Raw genomic sequence first — 12,868 nt, 5'->3', positions numbered from 1 at the left:
CGTCGGCTGGAAAACTTAATGAAATAGCGCTATTTAGAAAAGTCTTATTAATGATGTGATTTGAATATCAGTCGATACGTTTCACATCCCCGACTAAGAATATGTATGAGAGAGCACCAATCAATGCCACAGAGGCAATGTAGGTTAACGAAGGTGCAAAACCATAATATTGAGCCAAATATCCCACCACCAATGGAACGGTAATGCCGCCTAAGCCGCCAATGAAATTAAACACACCTCCGGTAAGCCCAATTAACCGCATCGGTGCCAAAGATGAAATCAGCGACCACGTAATAGACGCAAATCCGTTGCCGAAGAATGCCACTGCCATCAGGATCATAATCCACATAGGGTCATTGGTATAATTCGCACCAATAATGCAGGTGGATAACAACAGGCCACAGATAATAGGAGTTTTGCGCGCAAAACCAATCGACTTACCGCTTTTCAGTAATTTATCCGCCACAATACCTGAAAGGATCACCCCAAAAAATGCAGCCATAAACGGCACCGTTGTCATAAAACCAGCGGTCAGCGCGGTAATATGCTTTTCTTGAGTGAGGTAATTCGGGAACCAGGTTAGGAAAAACCATAGCGTTGAGGCAATGGCGAACTGGCCAATATAAACCCCCACTAACTTGCGATGGAACACCAGCTTCCAGTCTGCCGTCGTTAAAGGCGCAGCCTCTTTTTTTCCTGTCGCAACGTCGCCATCAACCATGCCCCCACCGTTAGCAATATGGTTAATCTCGGCCTGATTGGCGAACTTACTTTTACGTGGAGCCTGATAGGCAAAGCGCCATATCAGAGCCCACAGAATACCAATTGCACCCGTCACGATAAATACCCAGTGCCAGCTGGTTTTCTCTTGTAACCAAATCAGCAAAGGGGTTAAAAACGCTAAACCCACAAATTGCCCAGACGTATAAAACCCTACCGCAGACGCACGCTCTTGCTCAGGGAACCAGCTAGTGACAATGCGGTTATTGGTTGGAAAAGCCGGAGCTTCAAACATGCCGGTTACCGCACGCAGGGTGATCAGCGATACCAGCCCGTTGGCAAAACCTTGGAATAAGGTTCCAATAGACCATCCCATAATAGCGATAAAATAGGTTGTCTTAGCTCCCATGCGATCGAGAAAGCGCCCGCCCGGTATTTGGCATAATGTGTATGTCCATGCAAACGCCGAGAAAATATATCCCATCTCTGATTTACTAATGCCAAACTCCGCTTGAATATGCGCAGAGGCAACGGCCAAATTAGCACGATCGACATAACAAATTACGACGGTAATAAAAATCATTAATAGCGTTAAATAACGCATTTTTGTAGGGACAGAAGACAGTGTTATATCACTCATATTCTTCTCACTTATAATATCGGAGTATATATATTTGAATGGCGTAATTATTTAACGCCGACTTTAGGCGTCACGATCCCCAGCGAGAAAGATACGCCATTTAATATTTATTATTTGTTTATATATTTAACGCCTACGAGCAGCCAATGAAATTGGAGTTGTATCAAGGCGGCAAGTGAGAGCATCCCGATGAGCTTACTCAAGTAAGTGATTCGGGTAAGCGAACGCAGCCAACACAGATACAAGTTCAATTACGAAGGCTGATCACCATTCGGCGATGGCGCCATCGGGATACCGCCAAACCGGATTATGCCAGTCAGGTGCATTTTTACTGCGTTCTCTCACCATTTCTTCATTAATTTCAACGCCAAGACCGGGCTTATTTAATGGATAAAAATGGCCATCAACCATATTGAAATCTTCTTTATTCACCACGTAATCAAGCAGTTCAGCACCTTGGTTATAGTGAATTCCCATGCTTTGTTCTTGTAGTACGGCATTACGAGCCACAAAATCCAAATGTAAGCAGGAAGCCAGCGCAATCGGGCCTAAAGGACAATGTGGCGCAAGCGCAACATCATAGGATTCAGCCATAGCGGCAATTTTGAAGCACTCGGTAATACCACCTGCATGAGAAAGATCGGGCTGTACAATTGCCAAACCGCCGTCAGCCAATACACGTTTAAAATCAAAGCGTGAATACATGCGCTCACCCGCGGCAATAGGGATATGTGTTTGAGCCGCAAGACGAGAGTAATATTCAGCTTGCTCAGCTAATACGGGCTCTTCGATAAACAGAGGGCGATAAGGCTCTAACTCTTTAATAAGGATTTTTGCCATCGGCGCATCAACGCGGCCATGAAAATCCAAACCAAACTCAATGCGATTGCCAAATTCTGCTCGGATTTCTGCCACAACTTCAACCGCGGCATCCACTTTGCGGGCGTTATCAATAATGCCCATTTCTTCACAGCCGTTGAGCTTAAAGGTATCAAATCCAGCCGCCGTGAGTTTTTTAATACCATCAATGACATCAGATGGCCGATCGCCACCAACCCAGCTATAGGCTTTAATTTTGTCACGAACTAATCCGCCAAGCAGTTGGTAAACCGGTGCGCCCAATGCTTTGCCTTTAATGTCCCATAGCGCCTGATCAATACCTGAAATAGCGCTCATTAAAATAGGGCCGCCGCGATAAAAGCTGCCACGGTAAAGCATTTGCCAAATATCATTAATGCGCGCGGGATCTTGCCCAATGATAAATTCACCTAGCTCGTGTACTGCGGCTTCAACGCTTTTCGCTTTGCCCTCAATAACGGGCTCACCCCAACCAACGATGCCTTCATCGGTTTCTATTTTTAAAAACATCCATCTTGGCGGTAAACGGTAGGTAGTTAATTTGGTAATTTTCATTGCGCTGCATCCTTATATGCTTTCACGAAAGCCTTCGCTTGCTGATGGGTTCGCTCTACGCTCTGCCCTGCACGGTACAAATCACTGCCTAAACCCGCACCAATGCAGCCTGCGTTAAGATATTCATGGAGGTTTTCCGGCGTCACGCCACCAACGGCAAATACAGGGATTTCGGCAGGAAGAACCGCCTTAAGCGCTTTCACATAATCAGGCCCAAATGCCGCCGAAGGAAAAATCTTCAACGCCTGAGCGCCTGCATCGATCGCATGAAACGCCTCTGTCGCCGTGGCGCATCCGCAACAGACCAACATCTGGCACTCAACCGCACGGCGAATAACGTCAGGCTCTGTGTTTGGCGTTACAACCAACTTGCTGTTCAACGTATGTAACCGCTCAACGTGTTCTGGTTTTAATACGGTGCCAGCGCCAATTAGCGCTTGGTGTCCAAACAGCGTCACCGCCAGTGCGATACTTTTTTCCCACTCCGGTGAATTTAGCGGGATCTCTATGGCATCAAATCCAGCGTCTAATAACGCGGTGATATGGGCTTCAACCTCTTGCGGCTTAATTCCGCGCAAGATGGCAATCAACGGCAGATTAGTAACCCAAGACATTTGCAACACTCCTTATCCCAGCCTGAAACGCCACATCCCCTTCGAGCGTTTGGTAATTAATACCGGCGAACGCCAGCGCCTGTGCATAGCGCTCGGTCAATTTTTGGCTACCGATCAGCGTAATATCATCGTGGGAGCACAATGCATAATCCTGCTGCATCTGGGCAACTTCGTTGCCAATTAATACGCCAGATAGCCAATCGCTTACCGTGTTTTTGTCTCTTCTTCCCAGCAGATGCGCAGCGCGTGTTTCAAATAAACAGCGCAAAATATTGGCATCATTGAATCCTGTCTCCATTCCCTCACGGAACGCCTTTGGAGAAGCCAATTGTTCACCAATACCCACGCCGATGAGGCCGTGCTGTAGCAGCAAATAATGCAGCTCGCCGGTAATCACTGTGCGGAAGTCATCAACGCAGTCACCCGATAGATGTACCCATTTACTGTGGGTGCCAGGCATAACATAGCGAGAGGATGCGTGCATTTGGTGCGCGCCGATAAGCTGTGTTTCCTCTCCCCGCATCACGTTGGCATTGTCAGAGCGATCGATGCATAGCCCCGGAATAATGTGGATGCTGGGCATATTCGGTGAGTGGACAGGGGTAAGATGATGCGCTATTTCACCCAGTGAAACAGGGCAAGGTAGATAAGGGACCGCTTGCCATCCTGCATTGCTCCCCACCATTCCAGCCATTAGCGTGGGTAGCTCGCCATATTCCTGAAACCAAGGCTGCATAAGGCGAGAAAAAACCTGCTGCGGAGTTTGCCCTTGCAAACGGGTTACGCCAGATTCTGAATTAAGAGAATCCATGCATAACCCTTGCTTATAAAGCCATGCACGGAGATTGGTTGATCCCCAATCAATCGCTATAAAACTTTCATTCATGTCTCATCCTTTAATCTCCTCGTCGAACTCGCAATCATTGCAAGCGCTGCCTGTTCTGCTGCATCCGCATTCTGATGACGAATTGCATCGTAAAGAGCCTGATGCTCGCGCAGCGTTATTGGCATATTGCCCTCATCAGGCATATACGTACGCTCAAAAACCGCCCGTTGTAGTGAGCTAATTGCTACATTTAACTGCTGTAAAACAGGGTTATGTACTGAGGACAATACGGCTTCGTGGAAGCGAATATCAGCCTCGTTAAATGCATTAAAATCTTGATGATGCTGGTTCATATCATTCAGCGCGGCCTCTATTGTCGCCAGTTCGCTGGAGGTCGCCCTTTCAGCAGCCCAGCGGGCAATAGCAGGTTCAACCAAATTACGCACCTCACTCAATGCACTAATCAGACGAGGGTCATAATCATTGGCAAGTACCCACTGCAGCACGTCAGTATCCAGGTAGTTCCATTGATTACGCGCAGCCACAAAAGCACCGCGATAGCGCTTCACCTCAACCAACCGTTTCGCCGTAAGCGCTCGCAGCACTTCGCGAATAATGTTGCGCGAGGTTTGGAACTCCTCACACATCTCAGCCTCTGACGGCAGAGATGAGCCAGGTACATACTTCCCACTGATAATCTGCTGACCAATCTCAGCAATAATGCGATCGGTTTTACTCAATTCAGTTTTGTTCATGATTTTCCACTTAGAGGCTCGTAACATTCCCCCTACTTTACCGTTAAGTGAGCAAAATAACTGCACTAATGCAGTACAAAACCAAAACGCTAACTCATAACCACCTCAAGATTGTAGTGTTAAATTATAATTTAGTACTACAATTTGGATCACAAAATAGACAATACAATTTCGTTTTACGCCGTGGCTAAAACCCCCTCACCACAAACGGAAATAATCGGGTGTTGATCAGTGAAGAAGAGATTAAACGGGCCATGAAGCTTATTGCCGTTACCGATCGCTGGATGATTGAAGGGGGCACAGGTGTTGATGAAATGAGCAGCTGAATATCAGGGCAAAAAAATTGCGGTTGTTATGCGCGGTAAAAACATCGTGTTGGATAATTATTTGAAGGCCGTAGCATAAAGCTTCCGTGAAAGGTTTCGAACGCCTATAGCACCAAGTATTACATCACCTCCGTGCAGGCGTCCGAGTTGGAGGGCCAATCGCCGCCCTCCAACACCTCGGCTTGGCACCACCTTCCAGCCCGCTCCGCGGGTTCCCTCATTTCATCATTACGGTTTAACGGAACGAACGGCAATCGCCATCCTGGCTCCTCCGTTCTTTCGCCGACATCCCTGTCGGCGAATCCTAACCTTCATGATTCATTCGGCTGTCAGGTAACGTGCCGAGAAGCTCAAAACCAACATTCTGCGGCTTAATTGTCATTGAAGGCTAAATAAGTATTTTATTTCCCCAATACAAACTTATTGATCGCTACAGCAACGCCATCTTCCTGATTCGTTGTGGTAACAAATTGGGCGGCGTCTTTAATTGCTGGCTCGGCGTTACCCATGGCAACACCCACGCCGGCGTATTCCACCATGGCTAGGTCATTGCCGTGATCGCCAATGCACATCACGTTTTCGCGTGGAATATTCAGATACTGCGCCAAACGAGCAATGCCTTTCCCTTTGTCTGCATCTTTGTTCAATACTTCGAGGAAATACGGACTGCTTTTCATCATGGTATAGCGTTCATACGCTTCCGGTGGAATGCGGGCAATCGCAGCATCAAGCACTTCAGGATGGTCGATCATCATCACTTTTGGGAAGCGAATGCTTTTATCCATTTCATCCGCTGGGCAGAAATGCAGAGGAATGCCGGTAATAAACGATTCATGAACGGTATATTTACTGACGTCACGGTTGGCGGTATACAGCTTGTGGTGATCGAGCGCGTGGAAATGTGAACCGACCTGACGCGATAGCGATTCGAGGTATAAATAGTCGGCATTATCAAGCAGGGTTTCAAATAAAGGTTCCCCGTTTTCGGCATGAACAATCAGACCACCATTGTTGCAGAGGCAGTAGCATCCGGCGGTATCCAACTCCAATTCACGCAGATATTGCTGTGCGCCGATAAATGGACGTCCGGTCGCTAACACCACATGCACGCCTTGCGCTTTGGCCGCCAAAATAGCCTGTTTCACCGCAGGAGCCACCATCCGATCGTTATTAAGCAGGGTTCCATCCAAATCTATGGCAATCAATTTAATCGACATCACATTTTCCCTTCGGGTCAGAATAATAGTGTAACGGTAATCAATCTAGGTCAGGTTGTCATTGCTTATGCGAGGCAAAAACGAGGAACAAAAGCATAAAAAAAGGGACGATAAATCGTCCCTTTTGTCGTTCTTCTGAAATTAGAAGTCGAGGTTTGCAGCGCGCAGCGCATTCTCTTCGATAAATGCACGGCGAGGTTCAACCGCATCGCCCATCAACGTAGTGAATAACTGGTCAGCAGCCACAGCGTCTTTCACGGTAACACGCAGCATACGACGGCTCTGCGGATCCATGGTGGTTTCCCACAGCTGTTCAGGGTTCATTTCACCCAAACCTTTGTAACGCTGGATAGCGAGGCCACGGCGGGACTCTTTCACCAACCATTCCAACGCCTGTTCGAAGCTGGTAATTGGCTGGCGACGTTCGCCACGCATAACAAACGCATCTTCTTCGATCAGACCACGCAACGTACCACCCAAGTTGCAAATGCGGCGATATTCCGCACCGTGAATGAATTCGAAGTCCAGAGGATAATCGGTATCAACCCCGTGAGTACGAATACGCAGCGACGGCTCAAACATCTGGCGCTCACGGTTTTCAGTCACAATCGCAGAGTAGGTGCTGCCGTGAACTTCTTTTTCGTTCAGCGTATTTACCAGTGATTCAATCCACTGCTGCACTTTAGCCTGATCGCCAAGATCGGCTTCTACCAGCGTTGGATGATAAATCAGCTGGTTCAGCAACGCCTTAGGATAACGGCGCTCCATACGACCAATCAGTTTTTGAACCTGATAGTGCTCGGTCACCAACTTCTCTAAATGCTCGTTAGACATCGCTGGCGCATCGGCATTGATGTGCAATTCAGCGCCATCCAAAGCGATAGAAAGCTGATACTGATCCATCGCGTCGTCATCTTTAATGTACTGTTCTTGCTTGCCTTTTTTCACTTTATACAGCGGAGGCTGAGCAATAAATACATGACCACGTTCGATAATTTCTGGCATCTGACGATAGAAGAAGGTCAATAGCAGCGTACGAATGTGCGAGCCATCGACGTCGGCATCGGTCATGATGATGATGCTGTGATAACGCAGCTTGTCAGGGTTATATTCGTCGCGACCGATACCACAACCCAGTGCGGTAATCAGCGTGGCAACTTCCTGAGAAGAAAGCATTTTGTCGAAACGCGCTTTCTCGACGTTCAGGATTTTACCTTTCAGCGGCAGAATCGCCTGATTCTTACGGTTACGCCCCTGTTTTGCAGAGCCGCCCGCAGAGTCCCCTTCCACTAAGTACAGTTCAGAGTGGGCAGGATCGCGTTCCTGACAGTCAGCCAGTTTGCCCGGCAGACCGGCTAAATCCAACGCACCTTTACGACGCGTCATTTCACGTGCTTTACGAGCCGCTTCACGCGCGCGCGCAGCATCAATAATTTTGCCCACAACGATTTTGGCATCGCCTGGGTTTTCTTGCAGGTACTCAGCCAGCAGTTCATTCATCTGCGTTTCAACGGCAGTTTTAACCTCAGAAGAAACCAGTTTGTCTTTGGTCTGAGATGAGAACTTAGGATCTGGAACCTTAACAGAAACCACCGCAATCAAACCTTCACGCGCATCGTCACCGGTGGCGCTAACTTTGGCTTTCTTGCTGTAGCCTTCTTTTTCCATATAGCTGTTTAGGGTTCGCGTCATCGCAGCACGGAAACCGGCCAGATGAGTACCACCATCACGCTGTGGAATGTTGTTGGTAAAGCAGTAGATGTTTTCCTGGAAACCATCGTTCCACTGAAGCGCAACTTCAACGCCGATATCATCCTTCACGGTTGAGAAATAGAACACGTTTGGATGGATCGGGGTTTTATTTTTATTCAGATACTCTACGAACGCTTTGATACCGCCTTCATAGTGGAAATGATCTTCACGGTTGTCACGTTTGTCGCGCAGACGAATAGACACGCCGGAGTTCAAGAAGGAGAGCTCACGCAGGCGCTTAGCCAGAATATCGTACTGGAATTCGGTATGGTTAGAGAATGTCTGCAGGCTTGGCCAGAAACGTACGGTGGTACCGGTAATTTCAGTATCACCAACCACTTTCAGCGGGAACTGGGGAACACCGTGCGCATAGGTCTGCTCGTGAACTTTACCTTCACGGCGAATAACCAATTCCAATTTTTCAGACAGGGCGTTAACTACGGAAACACCAACGCCGTGCAAACCACCGGAAACTTTATAAGAGTTATCATCGAACTTACCACCGGCGTGCAGCACGGTCATGATAACTTCGGCAGCAGACACACCTTCTTCTTCGTGTAGGCCAGTAGGAATACCACGGCCATCATCCTGAACCGACACTGAGTTGTCGCTATGAATGGTAACGATAATGTCTTTACAGTAGCCAGCGAGCGCCTCGTCAATCGCGTTGTCCACCACCTCGAATACCATATGGTGCAGACCGGTGCCGTCATCGGTATCACCGATGTACATGCCCGGGCGTTTACGCACGGCGTCCAGCCCTTTTAATACCTTGATACTTGAGGAGTCATAAGTATTTGACATCAGCCTTTCTCGCTCATTAAAAAACTGTGATTAAACCGCTATTTTACCCTGTTCCACGCGGAACATCTTGCCCTTTTCATCAACCATATCGGAGACCTGTTCTGCACTCACCGCACTCACAAAAACCTGTGCGCCAGTGGCTTTCAATCGGTCGGCTAATAAACGTCTGCGCCCCGTATCCAGCTCAGAAGCAAAATCATCGATAAGGTAAAGGCAACGGCGACCGCTGTGGCGGGTAAGATATTCACCCTGTGCCAAACGCAGCGCGCACATCAGTAACTTCAGTTGCCCACGCGACAGCAAATCCTCAACCGGTGTACCTTCTGCCCGGATGCGGAAATCTGCCTTGTGTGGACCAACCGCGGTATAGGTCAGAGCTCTATCGCGTTCGAATTGACGCTCTAGCAACTCTCCGTAATCGCTCTCTTTATCCCAGCCACGCTGGAAAGAAAACGTTAGTGCAAATTCAGGCAAGAACTGCGCGCATGTTGCGCTGATATCTTCAGCAATCGCCGCGCTGTATTGCGCTCGCAATTGGCTGATACGTTCTGCCAGCGGGATCAGTTCCTGATCCCATGGACGTAGTTGTCCATAGCGGGTTACCTGTCTTAACGCCGCATTGCGCTGCTTTAGCAGCCGCTTAAGGTTGCTCCAGGCAACAAAGAAACCGGGGTCGCTATGAAAGCAGCCCCAGTCGAGAAAAGCGCGCCGAAATTTTGGCCCGCCATTCAATAAGGTAAAACCTTCTGGCGTAATAAGCTGCATCGGCAACATCTGCGCCAGCTCCGCCACTTTATGACCATCGCTGCCATCAATACGCACTTTGCTATCACCGGCACGGCTTTTACTCAGCCCGACAGACAGCTCGCGTTCTGCACCAGTATCAATGCGACCATGTAGAACAAACTCATTCTGGTCGTGGCGGATCACTCTTCCCGCCTGCAAACTACGAAAAGCCCGCCCGTGCCCAAGCGTATAAATAGCCTCGAGCACGCTGGTTTTTCCGCTACCGTTGGCACCGACCAGAAAGTTGAATCCCTCAGCAGGAGAGAGATCCGCCGATTCAATATTGCGAAAATCGCGGATCGTTAGACGCGTTAAAGCCATCAAAAGCTATTCCGTGCAAAGCCAGCATTCGTATACCCTAAATAATTCGAGTTGCACGAAGGCGGCAACTGAGCAAATCCCCAGGAGCTTACACAAGTAAGTGACTGGGGTGAGCGAAGGCAGCCAACGCACGTGCAGCGCGAAGTATGACGGGTATGGTTATAAGCGCATTGGCATGACTACGTAGGCTGCTGACTGGCTCGCCGCGTCTTCAATCTGAACGCTAGATACGGAGTCAGTCAGTAACATATGCACGTCTTCACACTTGAGTGCGTTGAGGACATCCAGAACGTAACTAACGTTGAAACCAATTTCTAAATCGGTGCCTTCGTAATTCACATCCAGAATTTCTTCCGCTTCTTCCTGCTCTGGGTTATTCGCAGTAATTTTCAGCTGGTTATGGCTGACATAGAGGCGAACACCGCGGAATTTTTCATTCGATAAAATCGCCGCACGCGCAAATGCTTGCTTGAGTTCGTCACAGCCAGCTTTTAGCGTTTTGTCCGGGTTCTTCGGCAATACGCGGCGATAGTCAGGGAAACGGCCATCAACCAGCTTAGAGGTAAAGATGAAGTCACCCACGTGAGCACGAATGTTATTGCTGCCAATTTGCAGGCGCAGCGGTGTTTCACCACCGTCTAACAAACGAGACAGTTCCATCACGCCTTTACGCGGCACGATCACCGAATGACTTGGCAAACTCTGGCCAATAGGCATGGAGCAAACGGCAAGTCGATGTCCATCGGTCGCAACGGTACGCAGCTCTTCGCCTTCGGTCTCAAACAACATGCCGTTCAGGTAATAACGCACGTCCTGATGAGCCATTGAGAACTGCGTGGCTTCAATCAGCTTTTTCAGCGTTGCCTGAGGCAGAGTAAATTCCACCTCGCTCTGCCAATCATCGAGATTAGGGAAGTCAGCGGCAGGCAGCGTAGACAGCGAGAAGCGGCTACGTCCAGAGCGAACCAACATGCGGTCGCCATCCAATATCACGGTGATTTCCGCACCGTCTGGTAGGCCACGGCAAATATCAAAAAACTTACGCGCAGGAACCGTTGTCGCACCCGTCTCATGCTCTTGAGCAAGAGGAACACGGGCGATCATTTCCATTTCAAGGTCGGTGCCTGTCAGCAATAGATGGCCGTCTTCAACCTGCAGCAGCAGATTACCAAGAATAGGCAACGTTGGTCGGCCACCCAGCGGGCTGCTTACCTGTTGCAACGGCTTTAGCAGATGTTCACGTTCAACAATAAATTTCATATCGCTACGATGACTGTTATTTGATTAGGATGACAACGTTCTGATTAAATTAGAAAAATCTTCTTTGATGTCGTGGCTTTCTTCACGCAGCTGTTCAATCTTACGACAGGCATGCAAGACCGTAGTATGGTCACGACCACCAAATGCATCACCGATTTCCGGCAAGCTATGGTTGGTCAACTCTTTTGCCAGCGCCATCGCCATTTGGCGTGGGCGAGCAACCGAGCGGGAACGGCGTTTAGACAGTAAATCGGCCACCTTAATTTTATAATACTCAGCGACTGTCTTCTGAATATTATCGATAGTGACTAATTTTTCCTGCAAAGCGAGCAGATCGCGCAATGCTTCACGCACGAAATCGATGGTAATTGCGCGACCGGTAAAGTTGGCATTCGCAATGACGCGATTCAGTGCGCCTTCAAGTTCACGCACATTAGAGCGTAGACGCTTGGCGATGAAAAAGGCGACTTCACCCGGCAGGCGAATATCATTTTCATCGGCTTTTTTCATCAGAATAGCGACACGCGTTTCTAATTCAGGCGGCTCGATAGCGACGGTCAATCCCCAACCAAAGCGCGATTTCAGGCGATCTTCCACGCCATTGATCTCTTTTGGATAGCGGTCTGACGTCAGAATGATTTGCTGATTGCCTTCAAGCAGTGCGTTAAAGGTATGGAAGAACTCTTCCTGCGAGCGCTCTTTATTCGCAAAAAATTGAATATCATCAATAAGCAGAGCATCAACAGAACGATAGTAGCGTTTAAACTCTTCGATCGCGTTATTTTGCAGGGCCTTAACCATATCCTGAACGAAACGCTCAGAGTGCATATACACCACTTTGGCATTGGCTTTGCGCGCCATAATGCCATTTCCCACCGCGTGCAAAAGGTGAGTTTTACCTAAACCGGTGCCGCCATATAAAAACAGCGGGTTATAAGCGCCGCCAGGGTTATCAGCCACCTGACGCGCCGCCGCGCGGGCCAGTTGGTTAGACTTACCCTCAACAAAGTTATCGAACGTATGCTTAGGATTTACATTCGAGCGATAAGACAGTTCAGGCTGCGCCGGTGAGTTATCCCAGCTCGGACGCATAGGTGCAATACTGCGAGCCGCGGTCTGGATGACAGGCGCAGAAACGCTGGCCGTAACCGGGCTTTGTGCCGGAATGGCCATCGCAGGTTTGGTGCCAACTTCAAAACGTAAAACCGGCGCATCGCTGCCACAAAAATCATTCAACAATCCGTTGATGTTGTTGAGATATTTGTCACGAACCCAATCCAATACAAAACGGTTAGGAGCATACAGCGCCAGGGTGTTGTCACTCAGTTCCGCCTGTAAAGGACGGATCCACATACTAAATTCTGTGGCAGGTAACTCATCCTGCAATCGGGCAAGACACTGCTGCCAAAGCGAAAGTGACACGGCGGACTCCAC

10 protein-coding genes and 1 pseudogene are annotated in these 12,868 nt (G+C 48.8%); 1 reads left to right on the top strand and 10 read right to left on the bottom strand.

Annotated elements, in window-relative coordinates:
- Window positions 1-67: 67 nt before the first annotated feature.
- The 5 genes from CPY98_RS00055 to CPY98_RS00035 all read right to left on the bottom strand — a co-directional run bounded on the left by CPY98_RS00055 (window position 68) and on the right by CPY98_RS00035 (window position 4,968).
- Entirely contained in the window at window positions 68-1,360 is a 1,293-nt protein-coding gene (locus CPY98_RS00055) for an MFS transporter (RefSeq protein ID WP_096385871.1), read from the bottom strand.
- A 264-nt stretch (window positions 1,361-1,624) separates the two neighbouring features.
- Window positions 1,625-2,773, bottom strand: coding sequence for a galactonate dehydratase (dgoD, locus tag CPY98_RS00050; protein ID WP_096385870.1), 1,149 nt, complete (start codon window positions 2,771-2,773; stop codon window positions 1,625-1,627).
- Window positions 2,770-3,387 carry a 2-dehydro-3-deoxy-6-phosphogalactonate aldolase gene (locus CPY98_RS00045; protein ID WP_043489983.1) on the bottom strand — a complete coding sequence of 206 codons (618 nt, stop codon included), beginning with the start codon at window positions 3,385-3,387 and terminating at the stop codon, window positions 2,770-2,772. Before CPY98_RS00045 ends, dgoD begins: the two co-directional genes overlap by 4 nt.
- Window positions 3,371-4,273, bottom strand: coding sequence for a 2-dehydro-3-deoxygalactonokinase (locus CPY98_RS00040; protein WP_043489981.1), 903 nt, complete (start codon window positions 4,271-4,273; stop codon window positions 3,371-3,373). The genes CPY98_RS00045 and CPY98_RS00040 overlap by 17 nt, the downstream gene beginning before the upstream one ends.
- A complete protein-coding gene (locus tag CPY98_RS00035; protein ID WP_043489979.1) occupies window positions 4,270-4,968 on the bottom strand; it encodes a FadR/GntR family transcriptional regulator in 699 nt (232 codons plus the stop codon). The genes CPY98_RS00040 and CPY98_RS00035 overlap by 4 nt, the downstream gene beginning before the upstream one ends.
- 212 nt (window positions 4,969-5,180) lie before the next feature.
- On the opposite strand from CPY98_RS00035, the pseudogene CPY98_RS20960 reads away from it, so the two are divergent.
- A pseudogene (locus tag CPY98_RS20960) lies at window positions 5,181-5,373 on the top strand (threonine/serine dehydratase); the annotation flags it as partial.
- Between the two features lie 322 nt (window positions 5,374-5,695).
- On the opposite strand, the gene yidA reads toward CPY98_RS20960, so the two are convergent.
- The 5 genes from yidA to dnaA form a co-directional block, all read right to left on the bottom strand.
- Window positions 5,696-6,511, bottom strand: a complete 816-nt coding sequence (yidA, locus tag CPY98_RS00025; RefSeq protein ID WP_096385867.1) for a sugar-phosphatase — start codon at window positions 6,509-6,511, stop codon at window positions 5,696-5,698.
- Window positions 6,512-6,652: 141 nt separating this feature from the next.
- Complete coding sequence (gyrB, locus tag CPY98_RS00020) at window positions 6,653-9,067, bottom strand: DNA topoisomerase (ATP-hydrolyzing) subunit B (protein ID WP_025797338.1); 2,415 nt, start codon at window positions 9,065-9,067, stop codon at window positions 6,653-6,655.
- A 30-nt stretch (window positions 9,068-9,097) separates the two neighbouring features.
- Window positions 9,098-10,174 (bottom strand): DNA replication/repair protein RecF, encoded by a 1,077-nt coding sequence (gene recF, locus CPY98_RS00015; RefSeq protein ID WP_025797341.1) that lies wholly within the window; start codon window positions 10,172-10,174, stop codon window positions 9,098-9,100.
- A gap of 159 nt (window positions 10,175-10,333) precedes the next feature.
- Window positions 10,334-11,434, bottom strand: a complete 1,101-nt coding sequence (dnaN, locus tag CPY98_RS00010) for a DNA polymerase III subunit beta (protein WP_025797343.1) — start codon at window positions 11,432-11,434, stop codon at window positions 10,334-10,336.
- 24 nt (window positions 11,435-11,458) lie between these two features.
- Window positions 11,459-12,856 carry a chromosomal replication initiator protein DnaA gene (dnaA, locus tag CPY98_RS00005; RefSeq protein ID WP_071842595.1) on the bottom strand — a complete coding sequence of 466 codons (1,398 nt, stop codon included), beginning with the start codon at window positions 12,854-12,856 and terminating at the stop codon, window positions 11,459-11,461.
- Window positions 12,857-12,868 lie beyond the last annotated feature (12 nt).

It is taken from the genome of Hafnia sp. CBA7124 (assembly GCF_002355555.1).
Classification (GTDB): domain Bacteria; phylum Pseudomonadota; class Gammaproteobacteria; order Enterobacterales; family Enterobacteriaceae; genus Hafnia; species Hafnia alvei.
Note: the sequence above shows the minus strand (reverse complement) of the source record. Positions and strands in the feature narration are given on the sequence as shown.